This window comes from Pseudoxanthobacter sp. M-2, assembly GCF_046156265.1.
Lineage (GTDB): Bacteria > Pseudomonadota > Alphaproteobacteria > Rhizobiales > Segnochrobactraceae > CAMDHY01.
Genome location: NZ_JAWDIR010000011.1, coordinates 290,692 through 310,702, shown reverse-complemented (window position 1 = coordinate 310,702; position 20,011 = coordinate 290,692). Strand labels below are relative to the sequence as shown.

The 20,011-nt window shown below is 70.8% G+C and carries 14 protein-coding genes; 11 read left to right on the top strand and 3 right to left on the bottom strand.

Annotated elements, in window-relative coordinates:
- Window positions 1-39: 39 nt before the first annotated feature.
- Window positions 40-1,653 carry a helicase HerA-like domain-containing protein gene (locus RUR49_RS06460; RefSeq protein WP_409145551.1) on the bottom strand — a complete coding sequence of 538 codons (1,614 nt, stop codon included), beginning with the start codon at window positions 1,651-1,653 and terminating at the stop codon, window positions 40-42.
- A gap of 223 nt (window positions 1,654-1,876) precedes the next feature.
- On the opposite strand from RUR49_RS06460, the gene RUR49_RS06455 reads away from it, so the two are divergent.
- Complete coding sequence (locus RUR49_RS06455; protein WP_409145550.1) at window positions 1,877-2,269, top strand: DUF2267 domain-containing protein; 393 nt, start codon at window positions 1,877-1,879, stop codon at window positions 2,267-2,269.
- A gap of 158 nt (window positions 2,270-2,427) precedes the next feature.
- Complete coding sequence (locus RUR49_RS06450; RefSeq protein ID WP_409145549.1) at window positions 2,428-2,838, top strand: DUF4332 domain-containing protein; 411 nt, start codon at window positions 2,428-2,430, stop codon at window positions 2,836-2,838.
- A 71-nt stretch (window positions 2,839-2,909) separates the two neighbouring features.
- Here RUR49_RS06450 and RUR49_RS06445 read toward each other — a convergent pair whose 3' ends face one another.
- Window positions 2,910-4,409 carry a hypothetical protein gene (locus RUR49_RS06445; protein ID WP_409145548.1) on the bottom strand — a complete coding sequence of 500 codons (1,500 nt, stop codon included), beginning with the start codon at window positions 4,407-4,409 and terminating at the stop codon, window positions 2,910-2,912.
- 368 nt (window positions 4,410-4,777) lie between these two features.
- Between RUR49_RS06445 and RUR49_RS06440 the strand changes: the two genes are divergently transcribed.
- A complete protein-coding gene (locus RUR49_RS06440) occupies window positions 4,778-6,643 on the top strand; it encodes a methylmalonyl-CoA mutase family protein (protein ID WP_409145547.1) in 1,866 nt (621 codons plus the stop codon).
- 108 nt (window positions 6,644-6,751) lie between these two features.
- Window positions 6,752-8,914, top strand: a complete 2,163-nt coding sequence (gene scpA, locus RUR49_RS06435; protein WP_409145546.1) for a methylmalonyl-CoA mutase — start codon at window positions 6,752-6,754, stop codon at window positions 8,912-8,914.
- A gap of 126 nt (window positions 8,915-9,040) precedes the next feature.
- Here the strand turns inward: scpA and dnaE are convergent, their stop codons facing one another.
- Window positions 9,041-12,496 carry a DNA polymerase III subunit alpha gene (dnaE, locus tag RUR49_RS06430; RefSeq protein ID WP_409145545.1) on the bottom strand — a complete coding sequence of 1,152 codons (3,456 nt, stop codon included), beginning with the start codon at window positions 12,494-12,496 and terminating at the stop codon, window positions 9,041-9,043.
- Window positions 12,497-13,024: 528 nt separating this feature from the next.
- Between dnaE and RUR49_RS06425 the strand changes: the two genes are divergently transcribed.
- From RUR49_RS06425 to RUR49_RS06395, 7 genes are all read left to right on the top strand, one after another.
- Window positions 13,025-14,014 carry a YbhN family protein gene (locus tag RUR49_RS06425; protein ID WP_409145544.1) on the top strand — a complete coding sequence of 330 codons (990 nt, stop codon included), beginning with the start codon at window positions 13,025-13,027 and terminating at the stop codon, window positions 14,012-14,014.
- Between the two features lie 315 nt (window positions 14,015-14,329).
- A complete protein-coding gene (locus RUR49_RS06420; protein WP_409145543.1) occupies window positions 14,330-15,007 on the top strand; it encodes a GntR family transcriptional regulator in 678 nt (225 codons plus the stop codon).
- Between the two features lie 4 nt (window positions 15,008-15,011).
- On the top strand, window positions 15,012-16,013 hold the full coding sequence (locus RUR49_RS06415) for a proline racemase family protein (protein WP_409145542.1): 1,002 nt from the start codon (window positions 15,012-15,014) through the stop codon (window positions 16,011-16,013).
- A 69-nt stretch (window positions 16,014-16,082) separates the two neighbouring features.
- On the top strand, window positions 16,083-16,922 hold the full coding sequence (locus tag RUR49_RS06410; RefSeq protein WP_409145541.1) for a transporter substrate-binding domain-containing protein: 840 nt from the start codon (window positions 16,083-16,085) through the stop codon (window positions 16,920-16,922).
- Window positions 16,923-17,051: 129 nt separating this feature from the next.
- Window positions 17,052-17,711 (top strand): amino acid ABC transporter permease, encoded by a 660-nt coding sequence (locus RUR49_RS06405; RefSeq protein WP_409145540.1) that lies wholly within the window; start codon window positions 17,052-17,054, stop codon window positions 17,709-17,711.
- Entirely contained in the window at window positions 17,708-18,532 is an 825-nt protein-coding gene (locus RUR49_RS06400; RefSeq protein ID WP_409145539.1) for an amino acid ABC transporter ATP-binding protein, read from the top strand. Before RUR49_RS06405 ends, RUR49_RS06400 begins: the two co-directional genes overlap by 4 nt.
- Window positions 18,533-18,564: 32 nt before the next feature.
- A complete protein-coding gene (locus tag RUR49_RS06395; protein ID WP_409145538.1) occupies window positions 18,565-20,007 on the top strand; it encodes an aldehyde dehydrogenase family protein in 1,443 nt (480 codons plus the stop codon).
- Window positions 20,008-20,011: the final 4 nt, after the last annotated feature.

Sequence of the window (20,011 nt, the reverse complement as noted above, 5' to 3'; positions counted from 1 at the left end):
GGAGAAGGAAGAGCCCACGATCCGCCGCCTCCGCCCCCCCTACCGCCGCAACATCCCGCCGAGGACGCCGCGGACGATCGCGCGGGCCGCGGTCGAGCCGAGCTGGCCGGCCACCTGCTTGCCGATGCGCCCGGCCACCTGCCCCGATACCGAGCGGGCGACATCGCGCGCCACCGCCTGCGTCGGCGACAGGCGCTGGCCACGCGTGTTCGTCGTGCCGAACAGCGAGCCGAGCATCGAGCCGAAGCCGCCAAGAATCCCTCCCTCGGCCGGCGCTTCCATCGGCGGGCCGCCGGGCGTGGCGGGCTGCCCGGTCGCGACCGCGCCGCCAGCGGCTCCGCCTGCCGCACCGCCGGCCGGCACGGTCGCCTGCTCCGCCCGCGCGGCGAGAATCTCGAAAGCGGATTCGCGGTCGACCAGCGTCTCGTACTTGCCCCGGAGCGGGCTCGCGGCGATCACCGCCGCGCGCTCCTCCGGCGTCAGCGGCCCGACGCGGGCCGACGGCGGGCGGATCAGCGTCCGCTGCACCACCGTGGGGATGCCCTTGCCCTCCAGCGTCGAGACCAGCGCCTCGCCGACGGCGAGCTCGGTAATCACCTGCGCGGTGTCGAGCTCCGGGTTCGGGCGGAACGTGTCGGCCGCCGCCTTTACCGCCTTCTGGTCGCGCGGCGTGAAGGCGCGGAGTGCGTGCTGCACGCGGTTGCCGAGCTGGCCGAGCACCGCGTCCGGCACGTCGAGCGGGTTCTGGGTGACGAAATAGACGCCGACCCCCTTCGAGCGGATCAGCCGCACCACCTGCTCGACCTTGTCGATCAAGGCCTTCGGCGCCTCGTCGAACAGCAGGTGCGCCTCGTCGAAGAAGAACACCAGCTTCGGCTTCTCCGGGTCGCCGACCTCCGGCAGCTGCTCGAACAGCTCCGACAGCAGCCAGAGCAGGAAGGTCGCGTAGAGCCGCGGGCTCGACATCAGCTTGTCAGCGGCGAGCACGTTGATGAAGCCGCGGCCATCATAGGAGGTGCGCATCAGGTCGGCGATCTCGAGCGCCGGCTCGCCGAAGAAGGCGTCGCCGCCCTGGTTCTCGAGCACCAGGAGCTGGCGCAGGATCGCCCCGATCGAGGCCTTCGAGACGTTGCCGTAGGTCTTGGCGAGCACGTCGGCGCGGTCGGCGACGAGGCCGAGCAGGGCGCGCAGGTCCTTGAGGTCGAGGAGTAAGAGCCCCTCGTCGTCGGCGAGCTTGAAGACGATGTTGAGGACGCCCTCCTGCACCGGATTGAGGTTCATCAGCCGCGACAGCAAAAGCGGCCCCATCTCCGACACGGTGGCGCGGATCGGCGCGCCCTGCAGGCCGAACAGGTCCCAGAAGACGACCGGGAAGGTCTCGCCGCGATAGTCTGTGAAGCCGATCTCCTCGGCCCGCTTCACCATCCACTCTTTCGGCTCGCCCTTGCCGGCGATGCCGGAGAGGTCGCCCTTCACGTCGGCGCAGAACACCGGCACGCCGGCGGCGGCGAAGCCCTCGGCCAGCACCTGCAGCGTCACCGTCTTGCCGGTGCCGGTGGCGCCGGTGGCGAGGCCGTGGCGGTTGGCGAGCTTCAGCTCGAGATATTCCGGCTTGACGCTCGTGCCGATGAAAATCTTGCCGTCGACCAGCATGCCGTGCCTCGTGTCCCGCCACTCGCCCGGTTATAGGCGGGTGCCCGACGGCCGCAAATGGGCTCGCGCGCCCGCCGACTGCACGCCGCCGTGAGCGTCTCGCCACACACGGCTTGCGGCGGGCGCGTGCAGGCCTACAAGGAAGCCGCGGCGCGCGAGGGCGGCGCGATCACACGAACGTGCGCGGTGGCCCCCTCGGCCCGGTCGCGCCGGGGACGAGCCGATGGAAGAACTCATCCAGCGCATCGCCACCGAGGTCGGCATCGACCCGGCGCTCGCCCGCAAGGCGGTCGAGATCATCATCAACTTCCTGCACCGCGACGGTCCGCAGCCGATGGTCGGCGAGTTGATCGGCAAGTTCCCGGGCGCCGAGGCGTTGTTGCGCGACCACGGCGAGGGTGGCGCCAAGGGCTTCCTCGGCGGCAAGCTCGCCGGCCTGTTTGGCGGCGGCATGGGGGCGATGGCGGCGCTGAACGAGCTCACCGACGCCGGCCTCGAGCTAGACCAGGTGCAGCAGGTCACCCGCCTCGTCGTCGACTTCGCCAAGGAGCACGCGGGCGAAGAGACCGTCGACCAGGTCATCGGCCAGATCCCCGGCCTGTCGCAGTTCGTCTGAGGCGAGCAGAGCGCGGGGGCTGCGGACAACTTGTCGTGCCAGCGGCCGCGGCGACCTCGTCCGGCAGCGGCACCGCCCCTATAATTTCCGTCGCAACGGAGCGCGCTGTCCCGACGTCGCGGGGGCGCCGGCTGCGCCTCCGTGCGGGGGAAGCAGCCATGTCGTCCTATCCGATCGCCAAGATCGAAGGCATAGGTCCGGCCTATGCCGAGAAACTCGCCGCCGTCGGCATCACCACCACCCGCGGCCTGCTCGACCGGGCGCGCGATGCGAAGGGGCGCAGGGCGCTCGCGGCCGAGACCGGCCTCGAGGAGGCGCGCATCCTGAAATGGGCCAACATGGCCGACCTGATGCGCGTCAAGGGGATCGGCGAGGAATACTCCGAGCTCCTTGAAGCTGCCGGGATCGACACCGTCAAGGAACTGAGGACCCGCAAGGCCGAGAACCTCGCGGCGAAGATCGCCGAGGCCAACGCGGCGAAGAAGCTCGTCCGCGCCGTCCCCGGCCCGAAGCTCGTCGCCCGCTGGATCGACGGCGCGAAGACACTGGCGCCGATGCTGACCTACTGAGGCTGCGGCGGTGACGCCGGCCAAAGGCGGCCGGAGCCTGTTCGGGAAGCAGTCGACGGCGGCGGGAGCCTTTACCCCTCGCCCGCTCGGGCGACAACGCTCCCGGACGGTGCCGTCTCGAAGCCGAGCGAGAGAAGAGGAACGATCGCCTCGCCGAGGCGAGCCGACAGCGTGACGGCCATCGGCTCGACCCCGACGAGGAGGGTGACGCCGACCGTGCAATGCTGCCGCCGTTTCGAGACTCGACCGCTGGAAGATGTGATCACGGCGTCGCCGGAGGCCCCGTCGCGGCCTTCCGCGACCCGGTGATCGACGACGATCTCCGCGTCGGTGACGCCTGGTCGGAAAACGATCTGCAGCCCGATCGCGAGCGGTGACGGCTCCATCGAGCCGAAGATGAAAGGCGGCAGCCGGGTTACCGTCAGACGCTCGGCGAACTCGCCGTCGAGGCGGGTCGCGCGCGAATGAAGCAGGACCGGAGCCGCCTCGTAATCGAAGCCGATGTTGCGGACGAAAGGCGTCGTCTCGGCCTGAGCGAAGCTGTGCTGGAAGATCTTTCTGAGATTGCGGTTTCGCGGCGTCCGGCACGTCCGTGGCTCAGAGGGGATGCCGGCTGTCAGGATGCAGGCGAGGACGGTCTCCAGGCGATGATCGCGCTCGACGATTTCTCTCAGCTGTCCGCTCGACGCGACGACCGCATCAAAATCCCGCATCAACTCTCCGGCGATCTCACGACCGCTTTTCTTCCGCCGATCGCTGCGGCCCGAGAAACAGATGGTCCGCTCGTCTTCCACGTTCAGCGGCGTGATGTAGCCCGGCCCTCCGAAGTGATCGTAGCAGTAGTATGGCCTCTGCCTTGCCATCGCCTTCTGCGCCGTATGACCGATTGATACGATGCAGTCGTAGTCGTCCACGAGCGCAGGCGTGACGAGGCGCGGCTCGTCGTCGGAGCCGATGACGTCGACCCGGATGCCGTTGCCCTCCAGCGCGTGGGCGGCCTCACGCAGTTCCTCCGGGACGTGGTTGCTGATGACGGCGATCCGGCGGAGGGCGCCAGGGGGTGGCGGGACGTCCTCGAACCAGCAGGAAGGCACGGCGTTGCCGTAGACCAGCATGGGGGCGGCAGCGCCCGGAAGGCTCGGCGCCTGCAACTCGCGATTTCGCGCGGAGTGAAAGAGCAGGACGTCCGCCTCGTCCTCGAGACCGAAGATGGCCTCGCCCGCCGTCAGGCCGGAAAACGAGCCCAGCACCAGGTATCGGTACCGGACACCACACTCCAGGAGACCGAAGCATGCAGGCGACCAGGACTGCGTCAGCACGACGTCGAAATGCCGTGACAGCAGCGGACCCGGGTCGCGGCGAAGATCGATGACTTCGGCCACGCAATCGAAGCCGCTCGAGAAGGCTCCGGTCGTTCCGAGGGCCGCGACGGTGACGGTGACACCGAGCGGCGCCAGCGCGCCCGCGATGTCCACGGCGATGAGCGAGGGACCGGCGTAGCGAGAGAAGCGGCTGAGCAGGACGAGGACAGAGCGGATCCCGTTCGACGTGACGGCCTCCGCGAGAGACACTGGTGCCGTCGTCACCGCAATCGCCCCATTTCGTTGACCCATTCTCTCCGGCAGAGAGCCGGACGTCGCCGGCCGAAAGGGTTGATCGCTGGCGGATGATCCTTCGTCGCGACACATCCGTTCGGATCCGGTTTGGCGAAAGGGGCGGTCGGCCAATGGCCACTGTCTACCCGAATACGACAACTGTGGACGGAGGTGACCGACGCATCAATCGACACGGTCGTCGCGTGGTGGTGGCGTAGAGGCCGTCTCCGTCTTTCCACGGGGTTGTCGCAATCTCTTCCCGTCGCTATCAGCGATTGGGTGACCTCCGCCCGGCCGTCGGCCCGGGTGGCACCTGCATCGTGGCGGGCTTGGGGACGGCGGATATGGGCGAGACGATCGCGCTGGCCGGCGGCTTTCCGCCGGCGACTGAGGCGGACTGGGAGAGGCTGGCGCTGGCGGCCCTGAAGGGTAAGCCGCTCGACAGCCTCGTTTCGCGGACCGACGACGGCCTTGAGATCCGGCCGCTCGAGCCCGCCCGCCCGCCCGCCGGGCTCGGGCTCGCGCCGGCGCCATGGGCAGTCGTGCAGCGTCTCGACCATCCCGATCCGGCCGAAGCGAACCGGCTCGCCCTCGACGACCTCGCCGGCGGCGCCACCGGGCTCGCGATCGTCGTCGCCGGAGCACCGTCGTCGCACGGCTTCGGGCTGCCGGACGCGCGCGCGGCGACGCTGGCTGCTGCCCTTGACGGCATCTTCCTGGACGGCGTCGCCGTACGGCTGGAGGCCGGCGCCGCCGCGCCCGCCGCCGCCCGCGCCCTCCTCGACCTCGCCGACCAGCGCGGCCTCGACCTCGCCGCGCTCGACCTTTCGCTCGGTCTCGACCCGCTGGGGACGGCGGCAGTCGCCGGCACCGGCGTTGCGGCAGACTGGGGCGCGGAGCTGTCGGCTTTCGCCCACGAGGCGGCGGCGCGGGGAGCGGGTGGCACCATCGCGCTGGCTGACGGCCGGCCCTGGCACGCCGCCGGGGCCACCGAGGCGCAGGAGCTCGCCGCCGCCCTCGCTGCCGCCCTCGCCTATCTGCGCGCGCTCGGCGAGACGATGCCGCTCGAGGCCGCGGCGGCGCGCATCGGCTTCTCGCTCGCCGCCGACGTCGACCAGTTCGCGACGATGGCGAAGCTGCGCGCCATCCGGCTCCTGTGGCGCCGCGTCTGCGAGGACTGCGGCGTGGCCGATGCGGGCGCCCGCGTTCACGCCGAAACGGCGTGGCGCTCGATGACGCGCCGCGATCCCTACACCAACCTGTTGCGCGCCACCGTCGCCGGCTTCGCCGCGGCCGTCGGCGGGGCGGACGCCGTCACGGTGCTGCCGTTCACGCTGCCGCTCGGCCTGCCGGACGGCTTCGCCCGCCGCCTCGCCCGCAACACGCAAGCCGTGCTGATGGAGGAGGCGCACCTCGCCCGCGTCGCCGACCCGGCCGCCGGGTCCGGCAGTGTCGAGGCGCTCACGGACGCGCTCTGCGGCGAAGCGTGGGACCGTTTCCGCGACATCGAGAAGGTCGGCGGCCTCGCAGCCGCACTCGCAACCGGCGCACCGCAGGCCGCCGTTGCCAAGGCGGCCGCCGCCCGGGCCGCGGCGGTCGCGACACGCAAGCGGCCGATCATCGGCACGTCCGAGTTCGCCCTGCCGGGCGAGCGCCCCGTCACGGTGCTGGCGCCCGCGCCCGCCGCCCCCCCGGTGGGCCCCGCCGACACGGCCACCCCTGCCCTCGAGCCGCACCGTCTCGCCGCCCCGTTCGAGCGTCTGCGCGACGCGGCCGACGCCTTCGCGGCGTCGCACGGCGGGCCGCCGCGCGTGCTGATCGTCGGCCTCGGTGCATGGGCCGATCGGGCGCCCCGGACCGCCTGGACGAAGGGCTTGCTCGCGGCCGGCGGCATCGACGCCGCCGCGGTCGACCTCGATGACGGGGCGGACACCGCCGCAGCAGCGTTGGCCGCGAGCCGGGCCGAGGGTCTCACCGTGGCCTGCCTCAGCGGCAGCGACGGTGCCTACGAGCGCGACGGACCGGCCGTCGCGGCAGCGCTGTCGGCCGCGGGTGTCGCGGTGTTCGTCGCCGGCCGGCCCGGCTCGCTCGCGGAGACATGGGCGGCGGCGGGTACGGCCGGCTTCCTGTTCGCGGGGGCCGACGCCGCCGCCGCTCTGGCCGCCGTGCAGGACCGGCTCGGCGTGGGGGCCGATAGCTTGGCGACCTGAGCGCCGGAGCAGAGGGCGCAGCAACCCTCGCCGGCCGGCGAACTGGCCGGCTTGCCGCCCGAGGACGCGCGCGGGATACTTGCGCGAGGGAATACGAGGAAAGCCGTGATGGCGCGGGTGCCTGACTTCTCCGAGCGGCCTTGGACGCCGCCCTCCTCCGCCGCACCAGCGACCGGGCCGGCGTGGGAGACGCCCGAGGGCATCGCCGTCGCCCCCGCTTATGGTGCCCGCGACCGCGCCAACCTCGACTTCATCGACCGCGTGCCGGGCCTGCCGCCGTTCGTGCGCGGGCCCTATCCGACGATGTACGTGCAGCAGCCGTGGACGATCCGCCAGTATGCCGGTTTCTCCACAGCCGAGGATTCGAACGCCTTCTACCGCCGCAACCTCGCGGCGGGGCAGAAGGGCCTGTCGATCGCCTTCGATCTCGCCACCCACCGCGGCTACGATTCCGATCACCCGCGCGTCGCCGGCGACGTCGGCATGGCCGGCGTGGCGATCGATTCCATCTACGACATGCGCACGCTGTTCTCCGGCATCCCGCTCGACAGGATGAGCGTGTCGATGACGATGAATGGCGCCGTGCTGCCGGTGCTCGCCCTCTATATCGTCGCCGCCGAGGAACAGGGCGTCGCGCCGCAAGCGCTGTCGGGCACCATCCAGAACGACATCCTCAAGGAGTTCATGGTCCGCAATACCTACATCTATCCGCCAGGACCTTCGATGCGGATCGTTTCCGACATCTTCGCCTACACCTCGGCCAACATGCCGAAGTACAACTCGATCTCGATTTCCGGCTACCACATGCAGGAGGCGGGCGCGACGGCCGATCTCGAGCTCGCATACACGCTCGCCGATGGCCTCGAATACGTCGCGGCTGGCATCAAAGCCGGGCAGCCGGTCGACCGCTTCGCGCCGCGGCTGTCGTTCTTCTGGGCGATCGGCATGAATTTCTTCATGGAGGGGGCGAAGCTGCGCGCCGCGCGCCTCCTGTGGGCGAAGCTGATGGCTGAGCGCTTCCAGCCGCAGGACCCGCGCTCGCTGTCGCTGCGCGCCCACTCGCAGACGTCCGGCTGGTCGCTCACGGCACAGGACGTCTTCAACAACGTTACGCGCACCTGCATCGAGGCGATGGCCGCCACCCAGGGCCACACCCAGTCGCTGCACACCAACTCGCTCGACGAGGCGCTGGCGCTGCCGACCGACTTCTCCGCCCGCATCGCCCGCAACACCCAGCTTCTTCTGCAGCAGGAGAGCGGCACGACGCGGATGATCGACCCGTGGGGCGGCAGTGCCTATGTCGAGCGGCTGACCCACGACCTCGCTGCCCGCGCGCTGACCCACATCGCGGAAGTCGACGCGCTCGGCGGCATGGCGAAGGCGATCGAGGCCGGACTGCCGAAGCTCAGGATCGAGGAAGCGGCGGCCCGCACCCAGGCGCGCATCGATTCCGGCACCCAGGCCGTCATCGGCGTCAACCGCCACAGGCCGACGAGCGAGCAGCCGATCGACGTCCGCTCGGTCGACAACGCCGCCGTGCGGGCGAGCCAGATCGACAAGCTGAGGCGCCTCAAGGCGGAGCGCGATCCGGCGGCGGTCGAGGCGGCGCTGGCCGCACTCGCTGGCGCAGCGGCCAGCGGAGAGGGCAATATGCTCGCGCTGTCGGTCGCGGCGGCCCGCGCCAAGGCGACGGTCGGCGAGATCACGGCGGCGATGGAGACCGCCTTCGGCCGCCACCGCGCCGAGATCAAGGCGATCTCGGGCGTCTACAAGCGGGAGGTCGGCCTTATGTCGGACGCGGTCGGGCGGGTGCAGCGGGCGGTGGAGGCGTTCGAGCGCGATGACGGCCGCCGGCCGCGAATCCTCGTCGCGAAGCTCGGCCAGGACGGCCACGACCGCGGCCAGAAGGTGATCGCCTCGGCCTTCGCCGACCTCGGCTTCGACGTCGACATCGGGCCGCTCTTCGCCACGCCGGAAGAGTGCGCCCGCCAGGCGGTGGAGAACGACGTCCACGTCGTCGGCGTCTCCTCGCTCGCCGCCGGCCACCTGACGCTGGTGCCGGCGCTGAAGGCTGCCCTCACCGCCGAGGGGCGGCCCGACATCATGATCGTCGTCGGCGGCGTGGTGCCGCCGCAGGATGTGCCGGCCCTCATTGCCGCCGGCGCCACCGCCGTCTACCCGCCCGGCACCGTCATCGCCGAGGCGGCGGTGTCGCTCGTCGCCGCCCTGTCCCGCCAACTTGGCTACGCGCCGAGAGAGGCGGCAGAGTAACGCACCCAGCCCTGCGACAACGGCGCGCCAGCGGACTGCGAGCCACGTGGCGATCCTACGAACCGGTCGTTTCGCGCCCCCTTCCCACACCGTCGCCTCCCGCGCCAGCGCTGCACCGAAAACGCCTCACGCGAACTCCACCTGCACGATCCCCGGCACCGTCCGGAGCGCACCGGCGACCGGTGGCGACAGGCGGTAGCGGCCGGGCAGCGCGATCTCCACCTCGCGGCCGCCGTCGTCGAGCATCAGCACCATCGACACCTCGCCGTCGCCGCCCGGCTGCAGCTGCCGGGCGATCGGCTCGAGCGGGGCGGCGTCGCGGACGAAGACGCGCAGCGAGCGCTTCACGCGCAGTGCCGCGGCGTCGAGGCTCTCGACCGACTGGATGCGGACGCTCAGGCCCTCCTCGCGCTCCTCCGCCGCGACGACGAGCACCACCGAACTGCCGGTCTCGAGAAGATCGCGGTATTCGGCGAGCGTGTCGGCGAAGGCGATCGCCTCGTACTGGCCGGTCGGGTCGGACATCCTGACGATGCCCATGCGGCTGCCGGAGCGGGTCCGCCGCTCCTGGCGCGCCGTCACCGTCCCGACCAGGCGGCCGGCGGCGGCGCCGCGCTTCACCCCCTCGGCGAACTCTGACCACATCTGCACGCGCAGACTGGCAAGAACCGGACGGTATTCGTCGAGCGGATGGGCCGAGAGATAGAAGCCGACCGCGGCGTGCTCGCGCTGCAGGCGCTCGGCCGGCGGCCACGGCGGGCGGTCGGCGAGACGGATCGGCACGGCACCGCCGCCGAAGAGCTCGTCCTGGCCGCCGCTCGCGGCGTCGACGACGCGGTTGCCCTCGGCGACGATGGTGTCGAGGCCGGCCTCGAGCTTCGCGCGGTTCGCCTCCAGGGCGTCGAACGCGCCGGCGTTGACGAGGCTCTCGAGCGCCCGCTTCGGGGCCTGGCGCGGGTTGATGCGGCGCGCGAAGTCGCCGAGGTCGGCGAAGCGACGGTCGCCGCGCGCGGTGACGATGTGCTCGGCCACCGGCCGGCCGATGCCCTTCACCGCACCGAGCGCATAGAGGATGCGGCCGCCCGCGACGTCGAAGCTCGCGCCGGATCGCTGCACGCAGGGCGGCGCCACCTCGATGCCGATGCGCTGCGCCTCGCGGCGGAAGTCGTTCAGCTTGTCGGTGTTGCCGATGTCGAGGGCCATCGAGGCGGCGAGGAACTCGACCGGATGGTTCGCCTTCAGCCAGGCCGTCTGGTAGGCGACCAGCGCATAGGCGGCGGCGTGGGACTTGTTGAAGCCGTAGTCGGCGAACTTCGCCACGAGGTCGAAGATCGTCTCCGCCTGCGGCCGCCGCACGCCCTGCGCGGCGGCTCCGTCGACGAAGCGGGCGCGCTGCACCGCCATCTCCTCGCGGATCTTCTTGCCCATCGCGCGGCGCAGCAGGTCGGCTTCGCCGAGCGAGTAGCCCGACAGCACCTGGGCGATCTGCATCACCTGTTCCTGGTAGATGATGACGCCGTGTGTCTCGCGCAGGATCGGCTCGAGCAGCGGGTGCAGCCAGTCGGGCTCCTCCTGGCCGTGCTTGCGCCTGTTGTAGGTCGGGATGTTGTCCATCGGGCCCGGGCGGTAGAGCGCCACCAGCGCGATGATGTCCTCGAAGCGGTCGGGGCGCATGCCAGCGAGCGCCTTGCGCATGCCCTGGCTTTCCAGCTGGAACACGCCGACCGTCTCGCCGCGCGCGAGCAGAGCGAAGGTGGCGGGATCGTCGATCGGCAGCGCCCCGATGTCGACGGCGACGCCACGCCGGGCGAGCAGCTTCACCGCGACGTCGATCACCGTCAGGGTCTTCAGGCCGAGGAAGTCGAACTTCACGAGCCCGGCCTGCTCGACCCACTTCATGTTGTACTGCGTCACCGGCATGTCGGAGCGCGGGTCGCGGTAGAGCGGCACGAGGTTCTCGAGCGCCCGGTCGCCGATGACGATGCCGGCGGCGTGGGTCGAGGCGTGGCGGAACAGGCCCTCGAGCTTCAGGGAGATCGACAGCAGGCGATCGACGATCGGCTCGGAGGCGCGCGCCTCCTGCAGCTTCGGCTCGCCGTCGATCGCCTGGGCGAGCGTCACCGGGTTCGCCGGGTTCTGCGGCACGAGCTTGCAGAGCCGGTCGACCTGGCCATACGGCATCTGCAGCACGCGGCCGACGTCGCGCAGCGCGGCGCGCGCCTGCAGCGTCCCGAAGGTGATGATCTGGGCGACGCGGTCGCGCCCATACTTCTCCTGCACGTAGCGGATCACCTCGTCACGGCGGTCCTGGCAGAAGTCGACGTCGAAGTCCGGCATCGAGACGCGCTCGGGATTGAGGAAGCGCTCGAACAGCAGGCCGAAGCGGATCGGATCGAGGTCGGTGATCAGCAGCGAATAGGCAACGAGGGAGCCGGCGCCGGATCCGCGGCCGGGGCCGACGGGGATGCCCTGCGTCTTGGCCCAGCGGATGAAGTCGGAAACGATCAGGAAGTAACCGGGATAGCGCATGCGCTCGATAACGCCGAGCTCGAAGTCCAGCCGGTCGCGGTAGGCCGCCTCGTCGAAGCCGGGCGCGAGGCCGTGGCGGCGGATGCGGTCGGCGAGGCCGTCCTCGGCGGTCTGGCGCAGGAGCCGCGCCTCCGCCGCCTCGGCGTCGTCGGCCGTCGCCGCGTCGGCGGCGGCGAAGCGCGGCAGGATCGGCTTGCGCTTCGGCGCCCGCGCCGCGCAGCGCCGGGCGATCTCCACCGTGTTGTCGACCGCCTCCGGCAAGTCCTCGAAAAGGGCCCGCATCGCCGCCCGGCTCTTGAAATGGTGCTGCGGGGTCAGCCGGCGGCGATCGTCCTCGATGAGGGTGCGCCCGTCGGCGATGGCAAGCAGCGCATCGTGCGCCTCGTGGTCCTCGGGCCTGGCGAAGAAGACGCCGTTGGTGGCGACGAGTGGCAGGCCGAGCCGGTAGGCGAGGTCGATGAGCCCGTCCTCGGTCGCCGCCTCCTCGGCGAGGCCGTGCCGCTGCAGCTCGACATAGAGCCGGTCCGGCAGGGCGGCGGCGAGACGCTCCAGGCGGGCCTGGGCGGCGGCCTCGCCACCCGCCGCGAACGCCGCACCGATCGGGCCGCGCGCTCCGCCGGTGAGCACGATCAGCCCGTCGGCATCGTCGAGCAGGGTCCCGATGGCGAGGTGCGGACGCTCGCCCGCCTCGCCGCCGAGATAGGCGCGGCTGACGAGGCGCGCGAGGGCGTCGTAACCGGGCGGGGTCGCCGCCAGCAGCACGAGCGGCGCGAGCGGCCCGGCGCCGTCGCGGCCACCGGGCGTGCGGCGGCCACCGGCGTCGTCGAGGAAGTCGACGAGCAGTTCGCAACCGATGATCGGCTGGATGCCCGATTCGATCGCCTTCTCGGAGAACTCCAGTGCCCCGAAGAGATTGCCGGTGTCGGTGACGGCGAGCGCCGGCTGCTTGTCGGCCTTCGCGAGTCCGACCAGGCCCTTGATGTGGATGGCGCCCTCGAGCAGCGAATAGGACGAGTGGACGCGCAGGTGCACGAAACCGGGATCTGCCGCCATGTCCGCACTCTCCAGCCCGCTAGCGGGAAGCCGTCCCGCCGTCGCCGGTCCGGGCGGCGCGGGAGCCGCGACTGTTGCAGCCGGGAGACGGCGCTGTCGACCGCCTCCCGACCGCCATCAACAGCTCAGGCGAGCCGGCCGAAGGCATCGAGCCAGACGACCAGGGTGGCGACAAAGAGCGTCAGGGCGATCAGGGCAGCGAGGTCATGTGCGGGACGGGTCATGCTGGCCTCCTCGTTTCTGTACCTTGTTTGTTCTTTTTAATATCCCTCTTTGTTCGAGTCAACGGCTTCCATGGAATCGTGAGCGAGGGCTCCCCGGCGGATGCGTGCGGCACGATCGGGCTGTTCGCGGCGCGCTGCCAGCAAACCGGGCTCGCACCGCCGTCTCCGGTGGGCTACATCCGTTGCAGGGTTCGGCGCGGTCGCGCGGGCGACGGTTCGGCGTGCCGCCCTCGGCGCCAGCGGCCGTGCCGGCTGGGGGGAGATCAACGTCGACGGCGTCGGGTCGGCGCGACCGGGAGAGGGAATGCGGACGGTCCTCAAGAAATATGGATGGCCGGTGATCGGCCTCGCCGCGGTCGTGCTGTCCGGCTGGTTGCTCTATTCCGAACTGCGCAGCCTCTCCTTCGACGATCTCGTCGACAGCCTCGCCGCGATCGGCTGGCACCAATGGCTGCTGGCGGCCGCCTCGACCCTCGTCGCCTACGCGGCGCTCGCGTGGTACGACCGCATCGGGCTGCAGTTCCTCGGCAAGACGGTGCCGTGGCTCTATATCGCCGTCACCTCGTTCACCACCTATGCGCTCTCCCACAACATCGGCGCCTCGGTGCTGTCGGGCGCCGTCATCCGCTACCGCGCCTACTCGCGCCAGGGACTGACCGCCGGCGAGGTGGCGGTGCTGGTGACCTTCTGCTCGTTCACCTTCGCGCTCGGCACGGTGATGCTCGCCGGGCTCGTCCTCGTCCTCGAGCCGCACGTCGCCGACCACATCACCGAACTGCCGCACGAGCTCGTCCGTATCCTCGGCTTCGTCATCCTCGGCGCCGTCGCGCTCTACGTGCTGTTCACGCGGCTGCCGCTCAGGCCCTTCCGCATCGGCAGCCTGCTCGTGCCGCGGCCGTCGGGCGGCATCGTCGCCCGCCAGCTCGTCGCCGCCCCGATCGAACTGATCGGCGCTGCCGCGATCATCTATTTCACGCTGCCGGAGCACAGCAATCCGGGGTTCCTGATCGTGCTCGGCGCTTTTCTCGCCTCGTTCTCGGCGGCGCTGCTGTCGCATGCGCCGGGCGGGCTCGGCGTGCTGGAGCTCGTCTTCCTCACGGTGCTGCCGGACGCCAATCCCGCCGATGTGCTGGCGGCACTGATCGTCTTCCGGCTGTTCTACCTGCTCCTCCCGCTGGCGCTGTCGCTGATCGTCGTGGTGGTGTTCGAGCACTCGCAGTTCGGCCGCGAGAACGCACCCCCGGCGAAAGGTGGCCCCGCGCCGCCATCCGCTGCTCCCCCCGGCCACGGCTGAACCCGGCGCCGCCGCGCCTGCTCCCGTCGGCTTGATCGGCCAGGGCCGACGCCGTTCAGACGGGTTGCATCCGAAAGTTCCGGCGAACCCGACCGGCAGCGACCCTGTGCGCTCCCACTCGCGATCCGGCCGCCTGCGGCCCCGCCGGCGATCCGCGCGACGTCCCTCATCAGGGGTCGCCGCCTGCAGGCGCGGCCGCGCGCCGCTGCCTCCCCTCCGAACTCCGCCTCCGCCATCCGAAACGGCAGTGGAAAACGTGCCCGCCGATCACCGGATCGTTGACCCTGAACATTGTATACAGCATGGAGTAGACCCATGGACGTCGCCCGCACCCGTCTCTCGCTCGTCATCCCGGAAGAGCTCGCCCGGCTCCTGCAGGAGGAGATCATCTCCGGCCGGCTGGCACCGACGACGCGGCTGACCGAGGAGGAAGTGGCGCAGGCCTACGGCGTCAGCCGCTCGCCCGTTCGCGAGGCGCTGCGCCTGCTCGAGCGCGACGGGCTCGTCCTGAAGGCGCCGCGGCGGGGCATCTGGGTCGCGCCGCTGACGCTGAAGGACTTCGACGAGGTCTATGCCTGCCGCATCCCGCTCGAGGCGCTGGCCGCGGCCGAGGCGGCCGCCTCGACGGACGTGGCGCTGAAGGACGAGTTGCCGGCGATCCTGGCGGCGATGCGCGCGGCCCACGGCGACGGCGACGTGCAGCGCTTCTTCGATGCCGACGTGCGCGGCTCGACGGTCATCTATCGGCTGTGCGGCAACGTCACCCTGCGCCGCCTGCTCGCCGGCCTCGAGAAGCAGGCGCTGCGCTACCGCTACTTCATCTACGCCCGCGCGCCCGGCGCGGTGCGCCTCTCGGTCGAGGGCACCGCGACCATCTACGCCGCGATCCTGGCCGGCGACGCGCTGCGAGCCAAGGCGGAGACGGAAGCCCTGATCGGCGCCATCTGGCGCGACATCCGGCCGGCCATGGCCGCCGAAATCCCCGCGGAGTGAGGCAATGCTGGGTCTCGACGCCTCCTTCTCCGTCGTCGATTCCCACACCGCCGGCCATCCGACGCGCGTCGTCCTGTCCGGCATTCCGCCGCTGCCCGGCGACACCGTCCGCGCCCGCCGCGACCACTTCCGCGATCATCACGACGACCTCAGGCCGCTGTTGCTGCACGAGCCGCGCGGCCATGCGGCGATGGTCGGACTGGTACCGGTGCCCTCGGCGGTCGCCGACTACGGCGCCTTCTTCATCTCCTCCTACGTCTATCTCGACATGTGCGGCCACGGCACGATCGGCTACGCCCGCACGCTCGCCGCGACCGGCGCCCTGACGCGCGAGACCGCGCCGGAGGGCTTCACGCTCGAGACGCCAGCGGGCGTCGTCGACGTCCGTCTCGACTGGGCATCGGATGGAGCGCTCGCCGGCGTCCGCTTGCGCAACGTGCCCTCCTACCTCGCCGCCGAGGACGTCACCGTTACGCTCGATGGCGTCGGCGCGGTGCGGGCCGACCTCGCCTATGGCGGCATGTGGTACCTCTTGGTCGACGCCGGCCCGCTCGGCCTCAGCCTCGACACCGACCACGTCGTCGCGGCGCTGTCGCTCGGCAGCCGCCTGAAGACGGCCTTCAACGAGGTCCTGCACGACCGCGGCCTGATCGAGCCCGCCGACAAGGCGAGCGTGCTCTTCTACGCCGACGCACCCGGCGAGCCGGCCGCGGCCAGGCATCTCCTCGTGCTCGAGGCGAACAAGTTCGACCGCTCGCCCTGCGGCACGGGCACGGCAGCGCGGACGGCGCAGCTCGTCCGGCACGGCCGCCTCCCTGTCGGCGGGACCTACCGGGCCGAGAACATCCTGGGCGTCGCCTTCGCGGCGACGGTCGTGGCCGAGACCGAGGCCGCGGGCCGGCCGGCCGTGATCGTCGAGATCGCCGGCAACGCCCACATCACCGCCTTTTCGACGATCGTCCGCGAGCGCGGCGATCCGTTGCCGACGGGATTCCTGTGCCGCTGAGCCCGGGGGCGAGGCGGCGGGGAGAGGACGGCGGACGAGACAAGTCCGCCTAACGAGAGGGAAAACAGCATGCGATCCGTTACCATGACTTCGATCCTGGCCTTTCTGGCCCTGGTCGTCGCCGCCGTCGCGCAGCCTGCCCGCGCCGACGACAACAACCCGTCTGCCGTGCTCGACAAGATCAAAGCGTCGGGCGTCCTGAAGATCCCCGTCATGGTCGGCGAGGAGCCCGGCTACATCAAGAACCCGACGACGGGCGAGTGGACCGGCTTCTATGTCGACTACCTGACCGACGTCGCAACCCTGCTCGGCGTCAAGGTCGAGCCGGTCGAGACCACCTGGGGCAACCTCGCCGCCGACTTCCAGTCGAACAAGATCGACGTCGCCATCGGCGTCAACCCGAACCCGAAGCGCGGCCTCGTCGTCGACTATCTGTGGGAGCCGCTGTTCACCGACGCCTGGGCGGTGCTGACGCCTCCCGGCAAGCCGGTCGCGACGTGGGCGGAACTCAACGACCCGTCGAAGACCGTCGTCGCCCAGAAGGGCTCGACCATGCAGGTGGTCGCCGAGGCGCTGCTGCCGAAGGCGAACATCGTGCCCGTGGAGGATCGTAACCTCGCCCTCCTCGAGCTGCAGGCCGGCCGCGCGGATGCCGTCGTGTTCGCCATCTTCGACGCCATCCAGATCGACCTGAAGGGCGTCGGCGACGTGTCGCTGCCCGAGCCGGTGCTGCGCAATCCGGCGACGCTCGCCGTCGCCCGCCAGCCGGGCAATGCCGGCTACATCAACTTCCTGACCAACTGGGTGCAGCAGCAGCGCTCGCTCGGCCTCGCCCAGGCACGCCTCGCAAAGGCCTGGGAAGACCGCGGCATCGACCTCTCGATCCTCCCGGCGGGCTTCAGCTTCTAGCCACCCGCCACGGCCGGAGACCCCAGCGGCGCACTCCCCCCTGCCGCCGGTCTCCGGCCGACTTCCCCGCGCGGATGTTCCCGAACGCCCGCCCTCCGAGAGCCCGCCCGAACAGACGGAAGCTTTCGCATGTCCTTCGATTTCTCGGTGATCACGCAGAACGCCCCGCTGCTCTGGCAGGGCTTCCTGATCACCGTCTACTACACGATCATCACCATCGTCGCCGGCATGATCATCGGCCTCACCATCGGCCTGATGCAGCTGACGCCCTACCGCATTCTTGTCTGGCTCGGTCGGGTCTATGTGGAATTCTTCCGCAACATCCCGCTGCTGGTCATCCTGCTCTGGACCTACTACGCCCTGCCGATCTTCATGGGGCTGAACATCACCAAGGGCTGGGCCGGCTTCGTCGCGCTCTCCTGCTATGTCGGCGCCTTCTATGCCGAGATCCTGCGCGCCGGCGTGCAGTCGATCGAGCCGGGGCAGACCGACGCCGCCACCGCCATCGGCATGTCCTACAGCCAGCGCATGCGCCGCATCATCCTTCCGCAGGCGTTCCGCCGCATGGTGCCGCCGCTCGCAGGCCAGTCGATCATCCAGATGAAGAACACCACGCTCCTGTCGATCATCACGGTGCCGGATCTGCTCTACCAGGCGAGCTACATCTCGAGCTTCACCTACCGGCCGATGGAGATCTACACGGCGATCGGCATCATCTACGTCGTCGTGCTGACGCCGCTGACGCTGCTCGCCCGCAGGCTCGAAAAGCGCGGAGGGCTGTCGCTGTGAAGCGCGAAGGATCCGAGACCGTCCTCGAGCTCGACGGCATCTACAAGCGCTTCGGCGACCGTCCGGTGCTGCGCGGCATCGACCTCACCGTGAAGGCGGGCGAAGTCGTGGTCCTGATCGGCGCTTCCGGCTCCGGCAAGACGTCGCTCCTGCGCTGCATCAATCTCCTCAACATTCCCGACCAGGGCCGCATCACCATCGCCGGAGAGCCGATCTTCGACGTCGAGGAGAACGGCCGCGACCGGCTGAAGCTGCCGCAGCGGCAGGTCAACCGCATCCGCGCCAAGACCGGCATGGTGTTCCAGCAGTTCAACCTGTTCCCGCACATGACGGCGCTCGGCAACGTCATCGAGGGGCCGGTGATCGTGCAGGGGATCGAGCGGGCCGCGGCGGAGAAGCGCGGCTGCGAACTCCTCGACCAGATGGGCCTCGCCGACCACCGCCACAAGCATCCCGCCCAGCTCTCCGGCGGCCAGCAGCAGCGCGTCGCCATCGCCCGGGCGCTCGCCATGAACCCGGCCGTGATGCTGTTCGACGAGCCGACCTCGGCGCTCGATCCCGAACTCGTCGGTGAGGTGCTGAAGGCGATGCTGGCGCTCGCCCGCTCCGGCATGACGATGGTCGTCGTCACCCACGAGCTCGGCTTCGCCTTCGAGATCGCCGACCGCGTCGTCTTCCTCGACGAGGGCATCGTCGTCGCCGACGGGGCGCCGAAGGACGTGCTCCTGAAGCCCGAGCATCCCCGCCTCAAGGCCTTCGTCGGCCGCTTCCACGAGACCGCCGACATGCTCCGCCCCTTCCTCGAGGCGGCGCAGCGCTGATCCCACCCGCTCGCACACCAGGACTTCTCCCCATGACCACCCCCCGCAACCTCGTCGGCGGCGCCTGGCGCGCCCCGCGCGGCAGCGCCACCTATCGCGCCATCAACCCGTCCGATGTCGCCGACGTCATCGTCGAGTACCCGCTGTCGTCGGTCGACGATGTCGAGGACGCCGTCGCCGCCGCCCGCGCCGCGCAGCCGGGCTGGGCCGCCACCTCGCCGGTCGCCCGCGGCGAGATCCTCGTGAAGGCCGGCGCGCTGCTGCGCGCCCGGGTCGAGGACCTCGCCCAGGCGATGGCACGCGAGGTCGGCAAGCCGATCGGCGAAGCGCGCGGCGAGGCGCTCTATTCGGCCAAGGTACTGGAGTTCTACGCCGCCGAGGGGCCGCGGCTCGCCGGCGATGCCCTGCCCTCCGGCCGACCGGGCGTCGTCGCCTGGACGGTGCGCAAGCCCGTCGGGGTGGTCGGCCAGATCACGCCGTGGAACTTCCCCGCCTCGATTTCCGCCTGGAAGTTCGGTCCGGCGCTCGTCACCGGCAACGCCGTCGTCTGGAAGCCCTGCCTCCACTCGCCGCTGACCTCGCAGATGCTGGCCGAGATTCTCGTCGAGGCGGGCGTGCCGGCCGGCGTCTTCAACCTCGTGCACGGCGACGGCTTCGACGTCGGCCAGGCGATCGTCGGCCATCCGGGCGTTGCCGCCGTCTCGTTCACCGGCTCGCGCGCCGTCGGCGAGCGCGTCCACCGCGCCGTCTCGAACCGCCTCGGCAAAGTGCAGTGCGAGCTCGGCGGCAAGAACCCACTGGTGGTGCTCGCCGACGCCGACCTCGAGCTCGCGGCCACCACGGCGATCGAAGGCGCCTTCCGCAACGCCGGACAGAAGTGCACGGCGACGAGCCGCGTCATCGTCGAGGCGCCCATCGCCAAGGCCTTCACCGAGGCCTTCGTCGCCAAGGCGAAAGCACTGAAGGTCGGTGACGCCCGCGATCCCGACACCTTCGTCGGCCCGGTCGTCGATGCCCGCCAGTACGACAAGGTGCGCGACTACGTCCGCAAGGGCATCGCGGAGGGTGCGCGGCTCCTCACCGGCGGCCCGGACGGCGTCAATCCCGCCGGCTACTTCGTCGCCCCGACGATCTTCGACGGCGTTTCGCCCGAGATGACGATCGCCCGGGAAGAGATCTTCGGCCCGGTCGTCGCCCTCTTCGAGGTGGCCGACTTCGACGCCGCCGTCGCCCTCGCCAACGACACCGAATACGGCCTCTCCGCCTCGATCTGCACCCGCGACCTCGGCCGCGCCCACGCTTTCGTCGCCCGCGCCGAGACGGGCGTCGCCTCCGTCAACCTGCCGACCGCCGGGGTCGAGCTGCACGCCCCGTTCGGCGGCTCCAAGGCGTCGGGCACCGGCGTCAAGGAGCAGGGCCGCCCGGTGCTCGAGTTCTACACCGAGTGGCGCTCCGTCTACATGAAGGTGGCCTGACGCG